At 68.9% G+C, this 19,046-nt stretch carries 3 protein-coding genes; all 3 read right to left on the reverse strand.

The window, feature by feature from the left end; genetic code table 11:
* Positions 1 to 81 precede the first annotated feature (81 nt).
* The 3 genes from BXA00_RS29440 to BXA00_RS13140 all read right to left on the reverse strand — a co-directional run bounded on the left by BXA00_RS29440 (position 82) and on the right by BXA00_RS13140 (position 19,040).
* Positions 82 to 3,147, reverse strand: coding sequence for an autotransporter domain-containing protein (locus BXA00_RS29440; protein ID WP_304528811.1), 3,066 nt, complete (start codon positions 3,145 to 3,147; stop codon positions 82 to 84).
* Positions 3,148 to 3,596: 449 nt separating this feature from the next.
* Positions 3,597 to 4,355 (reverse strand): SapC family protein, encoded by a 759-nt coding sequence (locus BXA00_RS13135; RefSeq protein ID WP_076518884.1) that lies wholly within the window; start codon positions 4,353 to 4,355, stop codon positions 3,597 to 3,599.
* Between the two features lie 9 nt (positions 4,356 to 4,364).
* On the reverse strand, positions 4,365 to 19,040 hold the full coding sequence (locus tag BXA00_RS13140) for a filamentous hemagglutinin N-terminal domain-containing protein (RefSeq protein ID WP_083714251.1): 14,676 nt from the start codon (positions 19,038 to 19,040) through the stop codon (positions 4,365 to 4,367).
* Between the last annotated feature and the right edge of the window lie 6 nt (positions 19,041 to 19,046).

Genomic DNA, 19,046 nt, shown 5'->3' on the forward strand with positions numbered 1-19,046 from the left:
GCCTGTGGGCGACTTTAACAGATGCCCGGTCCGCCCCTGCGGGCGCCGGACCGGGCATCTGTCCGCGACTGACCTTGCGCCTTAGTACCGCCAGGTCATGTGGAGCGAACCGGCGTTTTCACGGTTGCCGCCGCCGAACTGGCCGCTGTAGGTCAGGCCGATGGTTGCGTTGCGCGTGATCGCGGCTTCGACGCCAAGCTCGGCCAGGGCCGAGTCGCGCGCGACGGGTGCGCCCGCCACGGTGAAGGCCTGGCCGCCATCGAAGGACATGACGGTCTGGGGCTGCACATCGCCGAAGGCATGCCGCCAGCCCAGGGTCGCCTGCAGGCGTCCTTCGGTTTGGCCCACCGTGAAGTTCATCAACCCGCGCAGGCCCAGCGTGGACGTGGTTTGCGTGTTGCTGTCGCTCTGGCCGTGCAAGGCGGCCGATCCGCCGGACTCCGAGAAGCTGCGGGTGCGCGTATCGCTCCAGGCCAGGCCGGCGAAGGGCTCGACGCTGAACCGCTCGGACACCGGCAGGGCGTAGCCGAGTTCGCCAAACAACTGGGTGGTGCTGGCGCCATAGTCGGCGGTCAGCGTCTGGGACACGCCGGAGACGCTGGCGTAGCGCTCGGTGGAGATGTCGTGCCAGGTGTAGGCAGCGCCGGCCATCAGGTTCAGCTTGCCGGGGCCGGCGTCGAACACCTTGCCGCCGAACAGCGCCGCGCTGTAGCCGGCAACGTCCGCCTTGGAGGACCGGTCGTCCACGCGGATGTTGCTGTCGGTAAAGCCCAGCGCGCCGCCCAGTCGCCAGCCGCCGCCCAAGGCGTGGTCGACGCCGGCGAAGACGCCGCCGGTCTTCTGGCGCACTTGCGCGGAATCGCCGTTGCCCTTCCAGGTCTGCCAGTTGCCGATGACTTCGGCCCAGGCGGGCTGCGCATTGGAGGAAGGCAGGGCGGACGCGGACGGCGTGCCGCCGGCTTGCGCGGTCGGCGCGCCCGCGCGCATGCCCGCGCCCAGATTGGCGCGCAGGTAGGCGAGGGGCACGGCGCGCACGGTGGTGTTCAGACCCGTCAGGCTGGACGTGACGCTGGCATGCGCTTCGCCGGACAGGCTGTTGAAGGCCGCGGCCGGGGCGCCCTCGGGCAGCGTCAGGATGTAGTCGTGCAGCGGATTGCCCTCGGGCAGGCTGTCCAGGGCGTTGGCCACGGCGCGCTGGTTGGCGCTTTGCGCCGCGTCGGCAAAGGCGATGGGACGGGTCGGGGTTTCCGGGGTGCTGGGGGTGCCGGGCGTTCCCGGGGTGCTGGGCGTGCCCGGGGTGCTTGGCGTGCCGGGATCCACGGGCGTACCGGGATCCACGGGTGTGCCGGGATCCACGGGCACTTGCTTGCGGCCAAGCTGCATCACGACGTTCTGGCCGTCGTAGCGCAAGGCCGGGTCCAGGAAGGCGTAGTTGGAGGACACGGTGTCGAACTGCCCGTTGACCGTGCCCGCGCTGAGAATGGTGTACTCGCGCCGGGTCTGGAACCCGCCGTCCGGCCCGACATGGACCGCCGATCCGGCCAGGTTGGCCGTGCCGCTGACCACCACGCGGCTGCTTGCCGACGACTGCGAATCGGCCGCCACCTGGTAGACCGAACCCGGCGAGAACGTCAGGTCGCCCGCCACGTTCAGGGTGCCGCCGGCCTGGCCGGGCGCCAGCGTGGCGCCGCTTTGCAGCGTGGTCGTGCCGACCTGGCCCGTGCCATGCAGCGATGCGCCGCTGGCGATGTTCAGGGTGCCGCCCAGGACGCCATTCACCGTCAGGGCGCCGCCCAGTACCTGGGTCTGACCGCTGAAACCGCTGGAATCGCCGGTGAAGGTGGTCGATCCCGCCACCAGGTCGATCGCGCCCATGCCGGGCGACAAGGAACTGATGGCGGGCGCGAAGACGTAGTCCGTGCCGGTATGGTTGAAGACCAGCTTGCCGGTCCCGTTGCCAAAGCGCACGCCAAGTGCTGCCTGCACGTCGCCCGGCGCCGTGGCGGCGTCGCCGGCGGCCGCGCCGATATTCAGGGTGCCGGTCGATCCCGCCACATCGGCGATGCGCAGGCGGTTGGCGGTTTCGAAAGTGGCGCCGTTGGACAGGGTGGCCGTGCCATCGCCATAGAAGCCGATGAGGAAGACGCTGGACGTCTTGATCCGGGTCTGCGGGCCGTCCGCGACGATGGTGCCTTCGCCCGATGCGTTGAACCCGGCCACCACCTGAAAGGCATCGACCAGCGCGCCGTCCGTCACGGTCAGCTCGCCCTTGGCGCCCGTATTCAGGCCCACGGCAATGTAGTCGTTCAACGATGAGAACTGGCTGCCGGCGCCGGAAACCAGAAGCTTGCCGACGCCGCCCGAGTACATGCCCACATAGGTTCGAGCGCCGGAGGCGGCGGTGGCGCCGCCCTTGATGTCCACCGTGCCCGTGCCGCGCGAGCCGATCGTCATGCCGCCGCTGGTCGTCAGCGACGCGCCGGTGCCGATGATGTTGACCGTGCCCGTCGAGCCTGCGCTATTGCCCGCCAGCAGGCCGCTCGCCTGCGCCGTGCCCTGATTGGAGATCGTGACGACGCTGGTGCCGTTGTCGCTGACGGTGAGCTGCCCGGACTGCAACGCGCTGCCGGCGCCCGAAATGTTCAGGGTGCCCAGGGAGCCGACGTGCGAGCCCAGCGAGACGGTCGTGGTGGCGATGGCCTTGCCGCCCCCCGTCACGTTCAGCGTACCCGTGCCGTAAAAGCCGACGTTGAAGGACTCCGCGGTCCACTGGGAGCCGATGCCGTCGATGGTGGCCGAGCCGGATTGCAGTTCGGACGTGCCCGCGGTATAGCCATTCGTGGGGTTGCTGATGATGGCGGTGTTGCTGACCAGCACGCCGGCGTTGCGCACGGTGAGCGAGGGCCCGCCGATCGCGCCAAGGAAGATGACGCCCGCCTGGGCGCTGCTGTGGTCGATGACCGGTGCGTTGGCCGTCATGCTGTTGATGAACAGATTGCCGGTCGAACCCGGCAGCGTCGCCGACGACCAGTTCAGCGGGTCTTGCCAATCGCTGCTCTGAGAGCCGTTCCAGGTGATGCTTTGGGCCATCGCCGGCGAGGCGGCCAGGGTCAGCATGCCGGAACCGGCCAGGCCTAGCGTTTGCAAGGCGAGGACAATCGCCCGTTTTTTGAGGTTGTTTTTAGGCATTTCGCTTTTCAGTAGTGACAAGGGCTACGGCGGAATGGCGCAAGTCCTGAAAAAGCCATGGCGCGCACGAAGGGAAGTGATTCGGGCAAGGCGGCACGTGACCGGCATCGGCGCACGATGGCGCCGCCCGGTGGCCCCCGGCCGCCGTCAATGGTTTTGAATCTGCGGGGGCGGGGATGTGGAGAGGCGGGGAATGCGCTTGCCCTTCATGCTGGGCAAGCTTGCCTGTTGCCACGCGCGTAAACGATCTTACGGGTAGCTGAAAATTTCAAAGCCGCAAAAAACGCCTGGGTTGGCGCCTATATGTCGACTTAGGGTGCGCCCCCATTTTTGCTTTCGGGCGCGTTCACCGCCGCGGGCCGGGCCGGACCCGCGGGAGGGACAAGTTGCCGGCGCGCTGCCGGGACTTACGCGTCGGTCGAGGCGGTCTCGACGCCGGCGGCAGGCGCCACCTGGTTGATCAGGGCGGGCCAGGTATTGATCGACAGCAGGTGGCAATAGACCAGCGGCAGCCAGCCGTTGGCGCGCCAGCGCAGGAACTCTTCGTCCGACAGCTTGTTGAACTTGGCCTCGTCGATCACCTTGAAGCCGGACATGGCCAGGCGCTGGCCGTCGGGCAGGGTGATGTCGGCGCGGTTTTCGATCAGCAGGTCGGCGGCGGCCAGCGCTTCCGCGAACTTCATCGTGTAGGCGTGCTGGTTCTGGTAGTCGCGGCAGAATTCCAGGGCGCTGCGTGCCAGGTCGGTGGGCTCGCCGGCCTCGTCGAAGAACGGATTGTCGCGGCCTTCGACGACCGACGCCGCCTTCTCGTCCACGCACAGCGTGAACTGGCTGCGGTCTTCGTTCTCCATGAAGATGAAGGGATAGCGGCGCACGTAGGCCGGAATGTAGGTGCCGGCGCGCCATTGGCCGTCTGCGTCGACGAACAGGTTTTCCTGGCCGCGCACGCCCAGCACCGCGACGGGCGTGGGCTGGTCCCCGTCCGTGAAGACGATGGGGAAGTGGCGGCAGGCGGTCGGCAGTTCGGTGGCGACCAGCGGCACGGCGTTGGTGCGGGCGGCATAGCCAAAGCCCGTGTTGCCGGCCAGCGACAGGTTGGCGTGCACGCCGGCAGCCAGGGGACGGGGTTGCTCGTAGAACAGGGGAAGCGAAGTCTGCGTAGTCATGGTGTCGAATCAAAGAGTGCGGGTTTGCGCGTCGTCGTTGCGACGCTCGTCGTCGGAAGGCGGGTTGCCTTCGGCGGCGGGTTGTTGCGGGTTGTCGCCGGCGCCTTGCAGCACCGGGTTGTTGCCGGCCGGTACGGTCAGCAGGGCGTTGACGCCGGAAGGCAACAGCCAGTTGACGCTGGCGTCAGCCACCTTCAGCACCTGCGGATCGGCGTACGCGCCCAGGGCGTCGGGGCCGAAACCGTCCGGTGGGACCGTACCACGGAACAGCGAGTCGGCGGTCGGCGTGGTCGGGATGACCATGCTCGGCGCCGTGATGGCGGCCAGCCGGTTGATCGCACCCGTCGGGCCCCACGTGAAGCCGTTCAGGTAGAACGGCGAGCCGGCCAGCGAGCTCTTGATCGAGGCGGCCCCCAGGGCGCCCGTCTTGCCGCCGATCGTGCCCCACACGTCGGCCGAACCGGCGGTGGGAACGATGAGGTCGGCCACGTCCAGCTTGTGGCTCGGGTCGGCGTCGTTCAGGCCGATGCGGATCGCGCCCAGCGGGCCGGCGGCCAGCGTCAGCGCGGTTTGCGGACCGCTCAGGCCGACCGCGGTGATGTCCCCGATGGTGCTGATGGTGGCGGCCGTGCCTTGCAGCCTGGCCGGTGCGCCCAGGCTGATGGGGCCTTGGGCGACCAGCAGTTGCGCGGGCAGGGTCAGGCCGGCGCCGCCGGTCTGGGTGAAGCCGGTGGCCGCCCGGACCGTCGAACCGGCGGCAAAGCCGGTGGTGCCGGCAGGATCCGTGTTGACGATGCGGATCGCGCCGGTGTCGGCGGTGACGTCATCGCCGAACGACACGCTGCCGCCCGAGATGTCGATGCCGTCCGGGCCCGTGGCGCGCACCGCGCCGTTGTAGCTGGCGGTGCTGGCTTCCAGTTGCTGCACGCGGTAGGCGGTGACGTCGCCGTTGAACACGATCGTGTCGACGGCGCGCAGGGTCAGCGAGCCCAGGCCGGTGGCGTCGCCCGCCACCTGCACGTTCTTGCCGGCGTCGATGGCCAGGTTGTTGCCATTGCCGCCGTCCAGCGTGCTGCCCAGCACGACCGAGCCGGTGCTGCTGGTCAGCTCGCGGTCGCCGGTCAGCGTCACCGCGCCGGTGTAGACCTGGTCGCCCGTGGTGACGACCTTGCCCGGACCCATCGTGGTGGCGCCCTGCACGGCCAGGCCGCGCAGCGGGGTGGTGGCCCCGACGTCGCCCTGGATATCCGCGTTGCCGGCGATGATCAGGCCCTGCTGCCCCGGCTCGGTGCCGTCCACGCCTGCCTTGAGCTGCACGGTCGTGCCGGTGAGCGTGGTGTCCACGCCCGAGAGGATCACGTGCTGGCCGTATTGCTGCGTGCCCGTGGTGTCGACCGCACCGCCGTTGATCAGCAGGTCGCCGTTGCCGCGGGTCTGCAGCGTGGCGGCGCGGACCGGACCGTCCAGGACGGTGTCGCCCGCGGCGTTGATCGTCAGGTTGCCCAGGCGGGCGTCCTGACCGACCGGACCGGCGAAGGCGACGTCGCCCGTGCCGGTCGAGACCGTCAGGTCGTGGGCGCCGTCCACCGCGTCATTGAAGCGGATGTCGCCGTCACGGCTGGCCACCGTCATGTCGCCGTCCAGGGTGACCGTGCCGGTGTACGACTGGTCGCCCGTGGTGGCGAGGCTGCCCTCGCCCAAGGTGGAAGCGCCGGTCACGGTCAGGCTGGCCAGCGCGTCCTGGGCGCCGAACGCGCCCTTGAGCACGGCGTCGCCGTCGATGGTCAGGTCATGCGGGCCGTCGCCGCCGCCCAGCAGGCTGACGGTGGTGCCCGTGAGCACGGTGTCGCCGCCCAGCACGACCCGCTCGCCGTACGACTGGGCGCCGGTCGTGTCGACCAGGCCGCCGTTGATGAACAGCGTGCCGCCGGCGTCCGTCGTGACCGAGGCCGCGTACACGGGGGCGTCCAGCGTGGTGGCGCCGCTGCTGGCGATGGTGATGTCGCCCAGGCGGCCGCCGGCGGCGTCGCCGACCGAGTCCGTGAAGGTGACATTGCCCGCGCCGGCGGTCACCGACAGGCCGTGGGCATCGCCCTGGCTGCTGGCGACCGTGTCGTTGAACGCGACGCTGCCGCCCTGCGTGGCCAGCGCCACATCGCCATCCAGCACGACCGCGCCGTTATACGACTGCTCGCCGGTGGTGCCGATGCTGCCGTCCAGGCTGGCCGGGCCATTGACCGTCAGGCTGGCCAGCGCGTCCTGCGCGCCGAACGGGCCCTTCAGCACGGCGTCGCCGTCGATCGTCAGGCCATGCGGGCCGTCGCCGCCGCCCAGCAGGTTGACGGAACTGCCCTTGAGCACCGTGTCGGCGCCCAGCACGACCCGTTCGCGGAACGTCTGGATGCCGGTGGTGTCGACCAGGCCGCCATTGATGGCGACCGTGCCGGGGGCGTCGGTCTGCGCCGACGCGGCGTACACCGCGCCGTTGAAGGTGGTCGCGCCGGCGGTGTCGACCGTCAGGTTGCCCAGGCGCAGCCCGGCGTTGCCCACGCCGCCCAGGGTGACGTCGCCGCCTGCCGTCGAGACGATGGCCACGTCGTAGGCGCCGTCCAGCGTGCCGTCGAACGTGACGTCGCCCGTGGTGGTGGACAGGGATTGGTTGCGGGTCATCGTGACCGCGTCGCCGTAGTGCTGGTCGCCGGTGGTGGCGATGCTGCTCGTGTTCAGCGTGACCGGGCCGGTCACGGTCAGGCTGGCCAACCGGGTGTTGGCGCCGATGGCGCCCGCCAGCGAGGCCGTGCCGTCGATCTGCAGCGCATGCGCGCCATCCACCCCGTCGCGCAGCGTGACCGTGCTGCCGGACAGCGTCGTGTCGTCACCCAGTTCGACACGGGCGGCGTAATTTTGCGTGCCCGTCGTGGTGACGCTGCCGCCATTGATGGCGACCCGGCCCGTGCCCACGTGGTTCAGCGAGGCGATGTCGACCGCGCCTCCGTAGGTGGTGGTGCCGGCGGTGGCGACGATGAGTGCATTGGCGCCCGATACCTCGCCGGTGAACGTGACGTCGCCGTTGAGCACCCAGACCGCGCTGCCCAGTTGGGTGGCGCCATCCACGCCGAAGGCGCCATTGGCCGCCGAGTACACGCCGCGCAGCGTGGTGTCGCCGTTGTATTGCTGGGAGCCGACTGTGTCGACGCCTTGCAGGTCGATGCGGGCGGCGTCGATGGTCAGGCTGGCCAGGCTGAGCGCGTTGCCGCCCAGCGTGACGTCGCCGTCTTGGGCGACGATCGCGGCGTGCAGCCCGCTACCGTTCAACGTGCCCGAGATGCCGACGTTGCCGTTGGCGCCGGTGGCGGTCAGCGTGCGCGTGCCGCCGGCCAGCGTGGCGTTGCCCGCGATGTCGATGGCCGTGCCCGTCAGGTCGCCGTTCAGGGTGACGTCGCCGGTGTAGGACTGGGCGCCGGCCGTGACGGCCCCGGCCGTCATGGCGATCTGCGCGCCATTCACGGTGAGGTCGTTGACATCACCGGCGGCGATGGCGTGGCTGACCAAGACGTTGCCGTTGGAAGAGGCCAGCAGGACATCGCCGTTCTGGCCGGCCGACAGGCCGACCGCGCTGGTCAGATCGCCCGTGGCGGCGATCTGGATATCGCCGTCGGCGGTCGCGATGCGGCCGAGCGTCAGCGCACCGGCGCCGTCCACCACGATGTCGCCCGCGCCCAGTACCTGGGCGTCGAGTTCGCGCGCCGACGTGGCGAAGGCGGCGTTCTTGTCCCCAATGCCGTTCAGGCTGGTCAGTGCAAGGCTGTTGGCCGTCAGGTCCAGGCCGCTGCCGACCAGCGATCCCTCGGCGGCGTTCAGGATGATCTTGCCGCTGGCCGCGCCGGCGTCGATGGCGCCGAACGCCAGATCGCCGTGCTGCGCGGTCAGGTCGATGGTGCGGTTGCTGCCGCTGACCGAGGCGGAAGCGTTCAGCGTATCGGTGGCGGTCGCCGTGATGTCGCCGTTGGCCGCGTTCAGCGTGGCCGTCAGCGCGCCGGTGTTGTTCAGCGTCAGGTCGGCTGCGGTCGTGGTGCCGGTCAGGCTGACGTTGGCGTTGGCGGCTTGCGTCGTCAACGTCGTGTCGCCGCCCGCGGCGCCGCTGGTGAAGTTCACCGTGTCGCCCTGCATGGCGATGGTGCGCGGCGTGCCGCTCGCGGCGACCACGTCGGTCGCGCCCGCCAGCGTGACGGTGTCCTGGGCCTGCACGCCGGCGCTGGCGACGGTCAGGGTGCCGCCGGAGGACAGCAGCAGGTTGTCGGCGGTGCCGGTCAGGCCCGAACGGGCATCCAGGTCGCCGGCCGAACGGATGTAGACCGAGCTGTTGTCGCCCGCCTGGTCCACGTCTCCCGCCAGCGTCAGGGCGCGCGCGCCAACGTTGTTCAGCACGATGACCGCGCCATCGGCGCCGGTCGACAGGTCGCCCAGCGACGCGACGTTGGTGCGCAGGGCGATACCGCCCAGGCCGGTGGCCAGGTCGGTGGCCGAACCGATGCTGCCGCCCGCCGTGGCCGTCAGGCTGTTGCCGAAGACCAGGTTGCCCGCCAGGGCGCCCAGGATGGAGCCGGCCGCGCTCAGGGTGACGTCGCCCGACGACTTGGCGTCGATCGTGTTGATGGACAGGTCGCCATTGGACGTGGCGATCGAGATGTCATTGTCGGTCGAGTTGGTCTTGCTGATGGCGCTGGTGACCAGCGTGGGGCCGGCGGTGGTGATGCCGATGGCGCCGTTCTGCGTGACGATAGACGCGAGCGTGGTGCCGGCCGCGCGGTTGTCGTCCAGGTAGATCGAGCCGTTGCCGGTGACTTCGGCCGTCAACGAGGCGGCGGTCGTCTGCAGGTTGTCGGCCGAGCCTTCGGCGCCGCCGATGCCCGCGCCGGCCTTCAGCGTGACCGAATTGCCGATGATGCGCGTGGATTCCTCGCGGTCGTCGACGATGGTGCTGCCCGCCTTGCTGTAGTCGATGTTGACGGTGCCCGCGCCCGCGTCGATATTGCCGGCCACCAACTGGCTGTTGGCGCCGTTGCCCACGATCTTGATCGTGCCGTTGCCGTTGGCGGCGATGGCGTTCGCGATCTGCAGATTGCCGGCCGCGGCGATGTCGATGACGTTGCCCGACAGGTACGAGTAGACGGCATTGTTGTCCGCGGCCAGGTACATGGCGCCATCGGTGGTGGCTTCCACGCGCTGGCCCGTGGCGTTGATGCGGCCCTGCGCGGTGTTCGCGCCGATGCCATAACGGCCATTGAGCGCGACGCCATACGCCTGGATGTTGGCGCCGGCCGCGTCGGCCAGGATGGAGCCGTTCTCCGCGTTCAGCGTGATCTGGCCCTGCGTGGCGCCCGCCTGCACGTTCTTGACGATGATGTTGCCCGACGTGGTGTTCACCGAAATGCCATTGCCGGCGGCATCGGTGGCCGACGTCATGCTGGTCACCACCACGTTGCCGGAAGACGTGACGCGGGTTTCACCGTTGGCGACCGAGGTCGTCAGGCCGCCCAGCAGGTTGGAGGTGCTGTTCAGGTACAGCGAGCCGTCGCCGGTGACGGTGGCCGACACGGGATTGTTCGGCGCGGCGATCTGGATCGCGGCGTCGCGCGTGCCGATGCCGTCGCGCGCGGTCAGCGTGATGGCGCCCGTGCCCGACCCGGAGATGGCGCCGCCGCCCGCCAGGATGCTGCCGGTCTGGGCGTTGAGCGTCAGCGTGCGGTTGGTGCCGTAGCTGACCGAGCCCACCAGGATGTCGCCGCTGGTCGTCGTGACCGACAGGTCTTCGCCAGCGCGCAGGTTGCCCAGGTTGATCGAGCCCGTCTGCTTGAGGAAGATGCCGCCGGAGGCGTTGGCCGTGATGTTGTTGACCTGGGTGTTCAGGGCATTGCCGGCCGAGCCGATGGCGTTGCTGGTGTTGCCCGATCCGGTGGACAGCGTCAGGTCGCCCGCCGTGATCTTCGAGGTCGAGACCATGCCCTGGATCGCGCCGCCGGTGTAGTAATACGGATTGGTCGACAGGTTGACCGATCCGTTCTGCGTGACGTCGATCTCGTTCAGGTTGATCGCGCCAATCGCCTGGTAGGTGAAGTTCAGGCCCGTGGTGTCGCGAACGATGGTCAGCGCGGTCGTGTTGCTGGTGTCGGCGCCGCTGAACGTCAGGTTCTGGGCGTCGATGGTCAGGAAGCCGGCGCTGCCCAGGTTGCTGCCCTGTCCGTTGGCCCGGTTGATGGTCAGGTCGGTCAGGTCGGCCAGGTTGTCGACGTAGATGCTGCCCGGCGTGGCCAGCGTCAGCGACGGCGTGTCCAGGTGCAGGCGGTTTGCATTGGACGACCCGATGGAGCGGCTGGTGCCGTAGTTGGCCGTCAGGGTAACGCTATCGGCCGTGATCAGGTTGCTGTTGTCCGCGCCGACGATGTTGCCGCGGCTGGTCGTCAGCGAGACCGCGCCATCGGTGGTGGCGATGGTGCCCACGACGAGGTCGCGGCCGAGGCTGGCGGTGTCGTTGGTCAGCGTGATGTTGCCGTCGGCGGTCGCCGACGCGACCCGCAGGCCGTAGGCTTCGGTCAGCGCAATGCTGCCGTCCGCCGTGTCGGTCTTGCGGGCGCTCAGCGTGACGACGGTCGTGCCGCCGGTCAGGTTGGTGGTCCGGATGGCGCTCTTGTTGCCGATCGAGCCGTTCGCCGTCAGATCGACGGTGGTGGCGTTGTTGATCGTGCCGCTCAGGATGGAGCCGCCGGTGTTGTTGACCGAGAACGCGTTGCCGTTGGTGTTGACGGTACCCAGTTCGATATCGCCGACAGTGTTGCTGACCGAGCTGGCGCCCGTCGAGGTCAGGCTGGGCAGGCTGGTATTGCCTTCCACCGTGATGAACGCCCCGCCATTGGCGGCGCGGCCGGTCAGCGTGCTGACGCGGGTATCGATGGCGTTGCCGGCGCCGGTGGCGCCGATCGCATTGGCGGCGTTGAGAGTCAGCGAGGCGGCGTCGATCTTGGTGTCGCCGTCGCCGTCGCCCAGCAGGGAGCCATAGCGCGAGGTCAGCGACACGTTGTCGTAGCCGACGTCGATCGTGCCGACGGTGATGGTGCGGTCGCTGGTGACGGACAGGTTCAGGCCGCCCGCGTCCGTGATGTCGCCCAGCACCAGGCCGGCCGCGCTGGCGCTGCCGCCGTCGGTGGCGGTAAAGCCGATGTTGCCGCCATCGCGCGTCGGCGAGTTGATGCTGTAGGTGCGGGCGCCGTTGCCCGTCGAGAACAGCGAGAGCGAATCGATGTGCGTGTCGGAATCGATGTAGACGTCGCCGACGTTCTGGATGCTGACCAGCGGCGCGGACAGATTGATCTCGCGGCCCACGGCGCCGATGCCGCCCGTACCCTGGGCGACGATCGTCACCTGGCCGGCGGTGACGCGCTGGCTGTCGTCGGCGCTGCCCAGGATGCTGTTGTTCGAGGACAGGCGGACGGTGCCGGTGGGCAGCGTGTCGATGATGCCGATGTCCTGGCCGACGCTGCTGGACAGCGACAGGTTCAGGCCGGTGTTGTCACGCACCTCGTTGACCTGCAAGCGGCCGTTGTGGACCACGTCGAACAGCAGTTCGTTGGACGTGATGTCGTAGGTCGCCGGCGCCACGCCGGTCGCGTACAGCGACAGGCCGGTCAGGTCGCGGTCGTTGCCCACGTAGACATCGCCGCCCGCCGTCAGGTAGAGGTCGCCGGTCGTCGTCTCGATCTTGTCGGCCGGGCCCGCGCCGATCTGGCCGGTGGCGAACAGCGACACCGAATCGCCCGTGACGTGCGAGGCGGGCGACAGGTTGACGATGTTGCTGCCCGCGCCCGTCGCGCCCAGGCTGACGGTGTGCGCGGGGCCGGTGTCGACGGTGCCGAGGTTCAGCGTGCGGTCGCCGGTGAACCAGAAGTTCAGGCCGGTGGTGTCGCGCACGTCGAACAGGTTGTAGGCGCCGGTGTCCGTGACGTTGAAGGTCAGGCCCTGGGCCGCGACCTGCACCACGTTGTTGACGGCGGTGTCCGCGTGGTTGGCCGTGACGTTCAGGCTGAACAGGTTCGAGGCGTTGTCCAGGTACAGGTCGCGGCCGGTCTGCGTGGTCAGTTGGCGCGTGTCGGTCAGCACCGCGTTGCCGGCCGCGCCGATGGATTGCGAGGCGGTCAGCGTCAGCGCCGGGGTGACGAAGCGGGTGCCGGCGCCTTGCAGGATCGAGCCGTTGGTGACGTTGACCTGGGCGGAGCCGGTGACGCTGTTGTTCTGCAGCGTGAGCGTCTTGTTGTTGGACACCCACAGGCTGCCGTTGACGTTCGACGACAGCGAATCGACGCTGGTGTACAGCGGATTGTAGGTATTGATCAGACCGGTGACAGAGCCATTGCCCGTGATGTTGAGCGTCAGGTCGCCCGTGATGATATCGGGGCTGCCGGCGCTGGTGCTGACGCCATAGATGCTGCCGCTGCTGGTGAGCGCGACCGAGCCGCCCGCGCCGGTGCCAATGTGATTGACCGTCAGCGTGCGGTCGGACGCGATGGACAGCGCCAGGTTGCCGGCGGTGGAGATATTGTTGAGCGTCAGGCCGTTCTGGCCGACCGTATCGGTCAGCGAGAACGCCAGGCCGGTGGCGGTGATGGCGTAGGTGTTGGTGGAGGCGCCGGTGGAGTTGCTGTGGTTCAGCTTCAGGTCCAGCGATGCCAGTTGCTTGGCGTTGGAGACGGACACGTTGCCTGCCGAGCTGATCGACAGGTTGTCGGTGTTGGTCGCGACGTTGATGCTGCCGTTCGTGCCCAGCGCATTCAGGCTGACGGTGTTGCCGGTGATCTGGCCGCTGGCGCGGATGATCGTCGGGTTGACCGAGTAATTCGCGTAGCGCGAGGTCAACGCAACCGACCCCGTCGCGCCGGTGTTGATCGTGGCGGTCGAGATGGCCGAATCGGCGTTGATGGCCAGCGCGGCGCCGCTCATGTCGGCGCCGATCAGCAGGGTCGTGCCGCCGGAGATCGCCAGCGTCTGGCCGCCCAGTCCGCCAAAGGAATACGCATTGGTGTCGAAATTGACGTCGCTGTAGGCATCGCGGCGCGTCAGGTTGAGGTCGATGCTGTTGAGCGCCTGACCGCCGTTGTTCAGGTAGATGTCGCCGTTGTTGGCGATCGTCAGGTTGCCCGTCGCGGTGCGCAGCGCGCGGGTGCTGCTGCCGATCGCCCCAGTCTTGGCGTCGCGCGCGAGGTAGCTGTCGCTGCCGGTGGCCGACAGCTTGACGCTGCCCGCCGTGATGCGGCCCGTGCCGGCATCGCTGGTGATGCTGGAATTGACGCCGCCGTTGGCCGTGGTCAGGCTGACCGAGTTGCTGGCGGCGATGGTCCCGACCTGGATGTTCTTGCGGCCCGTGAAACTGAAGTCCGTCAATCCGCCGGTGATCTCTTCCAGGTACTGCGTGGCGCCGTCGTCGCTGATGGTGATGATCTGGCCCACGCCGCCGCCGATCTCGATGGTGCTGGCCGTGCCCGCCGAACGCAGGCTGTTGATCGCCAGGTTGCGCAGCACGGTGTCGCTGTCGACGTGGATGTCGCTGCCGGCGGTCAGGCTCAGCGCCGACGTGCCGGTCAGGGCGAGCGTGCCGCCGTCAGCCGACGAACCGATGGCGCCGGACCCCGCCGTCAGCGAGACCGTCGCCGCGTGGATCGCGCCGGGGTTGGCCAGATCGTCGTTGGCGATGTTGCCGCCCGACACCAGGGTGACCTTGCCGCCCGCGCCGGCATCGATGTTGCCGACCAGCAGGTGCTTGCCGTTGGCGGAGAACCCGAAATCCAGGTCCGTCGCGCTGGCGATGTCCTTGAGATGGATGCCGCTGGCGTCGTCCGTCAGCGTGAAGGCAGACAGGTTGGGCGCGGTGATCGCATAGGTTCCGTAGGCCGAGCCATTGCGCGTGATGGCCAGGCGCGTGAGGCCGGCCAGGTTGTCGACGGCAACGTCGCCCGTGCTGGTCAGGCTGACGTCGGGCGCCTGCAGGGTCAGCGCGGCGCCCGTTGCGCCCAGCGCCCCGGATGCCGACAGCGCGATGCTGCCGGCCTGGATCTTCGTGGCCGCGTCGCCGTCGTCGAGGATCGAGCCCCCGTAGTTGGTCAGCGTGGCCGCGCCGGTGGCCTGCAGGCTGCCGACCGTGGTGGTGCCGTACGACTGGGTGTAGCCCAGTTGGCCGCCCGCCGTCACCGAAACGAGCCGGATGTCGCTGGAGGTGCCATTCAGGTAGACGTCGCCGCCCGCATTGGCGCGGACATTGACCGCGCCCGGGCCGCTAATGCCCACGTAACGAACGCTGCCCAGGTAGGCGCCGCCGATCGAGCCCGCGGCCGTCAGCGTCACGTCGCCGCCGCCTGCGTAGGCGCTGCCCGAGCCGCTGCTCAGGATCGATCCGTTGGCGGCGTTCAGGATGACGTCGTCGTTCCAGCTGCGCACCGCGCCGGATACCAGCATGTCGCCCTGGCGCGCGTCGATCTCCACCTTTTCCGTCGCGCTGATGTTGTTCAGCGTGACGGTGCTGGTGGTGTTGCCGGATCCGACGGGGTTGGGCAACTGGGCGTAGAAGCCGCCATCGGAGGCCGAGCCGGACAGGTAGCTGGTCAGGATGTCCAGGTGCCCCGTGCCCGCGGCGCCGACGCCGCGTCCCGCATACAGGCTCACCGAGTTGGCCAGCAACTGGGTGGTCTTGTCGCTGTCGTCGTGAATCGCGCCGGTCGCGTTCAGGGTGATGTTGCCGCCGTAGCCGGCGTCGATGCTGCCGACGGTGATGTCGCGGTCGCCGGTGAAGGTGAAGTTCACCGCGTTGGCGTCGCGCACTTCGTGGATCGTGTGCCCGCCGACGTCGTCGGTGATGTTGAACAGCAGCGACGGCGCGCGCACGTCCAGCACGTAGCGGTCGTCCGCGTCCTGGTGGCGCGCGGTGATGCTCAGGGAGCTCAGGTCGGCGATATCGGTCGCGTAGAGGTTGCCGCGCGTGGACAGCGACAGGTAGGGCGCATTGACCGACACGTAGTCCGTGCTCGTGCCGATGTTCTGGTTGGCGACGAGGCTGACGTTGCTGGCCGTGACCCGCGTATCCGCGATGCCATCGTCCAGGATGCTGCCTTGCGTGGAGGTCAGCGTGACCATGCTGCCGGCGCGGAGGTTGCCCAGCTTCAGGTTCTGGTCTCCGGTGAACGCGAACTGACTCAGCAGCGAGCTGTAGACCTGCTTGAGCTCATACGCGGTGCCGAGGTCGTCGTTGACGTCGAAGGCGAGGAAGGGCGCGGACACCTGCAGGGTATTGCGCCGGGCGGGGTCGGCATGGCTGTTGCTGACCGTCAGGTAGGTCAGCGTCTTGCCGGGGTTGTCGACGTAGATGTCGCCGCCGCTGGCCAGCGCCAGGTTGGTCGTGGCGGTCTTGATGCGGTCGCTGGCCGTGCCGATGTGCCGCTGGGCCTGCAGGTTGATGCTGTTGCCCGCCAGTTCGCTGTTCGCATTGGCGCGCAGGATGTCGCCGCCCAAGGCATTGAGGTACAGGGTGCCGGTGCCGGCATCCAGCCGGTTGGCGGTCAGGTCCGCCGCGCCCAGGACGACAATGCCGTTGGCGGCCTTCAGGTCATCCAGCAGGACGGAGCCCAGCGCCTGGCTCAGGTAGATGGCGTTGCCGGTGGCCTTCACTTCGCCCGCGGCCGTGCGCAGGTAGGTGCCCGCCGTGCCCACGGTGTAGGCGCTGCTGGCCGTCGGGGCCAGCAGCGTGACCACATTGCCCGTGATGAGCGATGCCGACGACCCCGTGATGCTGCCCGCCCGCGCGGTGAGCGTGACGTTGCCGCCGCCCGCGTTGACCTGGCCGGCAGAGATGCTGTTGCCGGTGAGGTTGATGGCGCCGCCGCCCGAGCTGACGTTGTTGGCCGATACGCTGCCCGCGCCGGTGATCACGATGCCGGCGTTGTTGGCCTGCGCCTGGGTGATGGTCAGGTTGGTGCTGGCGCTGTCCAGATAGACGCCGCCCGAGCCCGCGGTGGCGGACACGCTGCTGGCATTGGTCTTGAGGCTGCGTGACGCGGCGCCGATGATGCCGTTCTGCGCTGACAGCGTCAGCGCGTTGGCGGAGATCATGGTGGCGTCGTCGCCGTCGTCGACGATGCCGCCCAGGCCCGACGTCAGCGTGGCCATCGCGCCCGCCTTGATGGCGCCGACCGTCAATGGGCCGCCAGTCCAGACGGACAGCGAGCCGGTGGTGTCGATCGAGCGCAGCGCCAGGCTGCCCGTATTGTTCAGAAACACGCCGCCGGCGCCGCTTGCGGCCGTCAGCGTGGCGGTCTGCGTATTCAGGGCCTGGGCCGCGGCGCCGATGGCGCCGTTGTTGCCGGTGCTGCCGGCCGCCTTGAGCGCGATGCTGCCGGCGGTGATGATGTCCGAGCCATTGCGGGCCAGGATGTCGCCCGCCGTGGACGTGAGCGCCAGGGCGCCGGCGCCCAGCGCGATATTGCCCGCGTTGATCGTGCGATCGCCCGTGAACGAGAAGTTCAGGCCGTCCTGGGCGACCGTGTTCAGCTGGTAGCTGCCCGTGTCGGTCAGCGAGAACACCATGCCGCCGGCGGACGTAAGCTGATACGTGTTGTTGACGCCGGGTTGCGCGTGGCGGCTGGTGATGTCCAGCGAGCTCAGTACGGAGCGGTTGGCCACGGCGAGGTTGCCGCCGGTGGCCAGCGCCAGGCGGGCGGTCTGGGTGTTGACGGCGTTGCCGGCCTCGCCGATGCTGCCGCCGCTGGCGTCCAGCGTGACGGTGTTGCCCGCCACCACCTGATTGGCGCCGCCGGTGTTGCGGATGGCGCCCGCGCTGGTGCGCACCAGCGCCGCGCCGCTGCCGGCGTCGATGACGTTGGCCAGGTTGATGTCGCCGGTGGCGTTCAGCGTGATCGCGCCGCCGCGGCTGGTCAGCTTGCCGATGTTGTCCAGCGTGCTGCCCACGCCCAGGGCTTCCAGCGTGATGGCGCCGCCCTGGGTGCTGATTTCGGTGTTCGAATTCTCGAAGCGGATGCCGCCCGTCTGCGTCGAACGCAGCGTGAAGCTGTTGCCCGACACGGTCTGCAGGTTGATCGCGGCCATGTCCGCGATCGTGATCTGGCCGGTGGCTTCCAGCTTGATGTTCGTCGTGCCGGCCAGGCTTTCCAGCAGGCCGCGCGACACAGTGTTGTTGGCGGCGTTGGCATCGCCGCCATTGATGGTGCCGTCGCCCGCGCTGCCGTCCAGCGCGCCCGAGCCGCTGCCCGAATCGACGATGCGCAGGTCGGTCGGGTCGATGAGCAGCAGGCCCGTCTTGCCCTTGGGGGCGCGCATGTCGACCGAACCGGTCAGGCCGATGTTCTTCTTGCTGGAGACTTCGGCAAAGCCGCCGTCGCCGCCCTGTTCGCCGCCGCGCGCCGACAGGCTGCCGGCAAACGCCGTGGCGTCGTTGGACCACATCGTGACGCTGCCGCCGTTGCCCTTGACCAGCGCATCGGCCTTGAGCGTGGCGCCTGCCGCCACCTTGACGCTGGACGACTTGCCGCTGAACGCGGCCGAGCCGTCGTCCGGCGCGACGCCCAGGCTGCCCAGGGCGATCTCGCCGCCGCCGGCGGCGCCCGAGACGTCGATGGCCGCGGTGCGGGTGACATCCACATGCTCGCCCGTGACGACGACCTTGCCGCCTTGCTGGCCCGCGCCCACGCCCGTGGCGTCGACCTTGCCGGCGATCCGGACCGTGCCGGCGTCGCCGCCGGACAGCACGATCTTGCCGTTCTGCGTGCCGACCGACCGGGCGGTGACGATGCCGTCGGTGTTCACGACGTTGTCGATCACGCCCTTGACCGTGCGCGCGGTCATCAGCACCATGCCGCCATCGGCGCGGATTTCGCCGGTATTGGTGACCAGCACCGAAACCGGCTTGCCGTTTTCGTCCTTGGGCAGTTCGTTGATGGTCGAGGTGGCGTCGAAGCTGAGCAGCCCGTCGCCGTGGAAGTCCACCGTGACGGTGTTGGCGCCAGCCAGGGCCACGCGCCCCAGCTTGGCCTGAATCACGCCCGAGTTGCGCACCGACGGCGCGACCAGCGCGGCCAGGCCGCTGTCCTTGATGCTGATCGTGCCTTCGTTGACGATCATGGCATCGGTCTTGGACGAGGCCTGGTTGAACTTGTACTTGCCGGCCAGGAAGTCCTTGTCGCTGATGTTCGCCGTGGTGGCGACCAGGCCGCCCACGTCGATCCGCGCGCCCTTGCCGAACACCACGCCGTTCGGGTTGACCAGCATCACCGTGCCGTTGGCGTTCAACTGGCCGAAGATGGCCGACGGGTCATTGCCGACCACGCGGTTCAGCGTGACGCTCTTGCTGCCGGGCTGGCGGAAGTTGACCGTCTCGTTGGCGCCGATGCTGAAGTCTTTCCAGTTGATGATCGCCTTGCCGGTCGACTGCTTGATGTCCAGCGTGCCGTTGCCACGGTCGATGATGGTGGCCGAGCCGCCCACCACGTTGCCGCCGGTGGGATTGGCGTGCGCACCGCTTGAAGCGAGCGAGCCGATCACCATGGCCAGCGTGCTGAGCGCGGGCAGGGTGGCTTCTTTCTTCAGGCGCAAGCGGCGAGCGGGTTGGGCGAGGCTGCGGGGTTTGCCATTCATGGTCGG

The organism is Achromobacter sp. MFA1 R4 (assembly GCF_900156745.1).
In the GTDB taxonomy this organism is placed as follows: domain Bacteria; phylum Pseudomonadota; class Gammaproteobacteria; order Burkholderiales; family Burkholderiaceae_B; genus Achromobacter.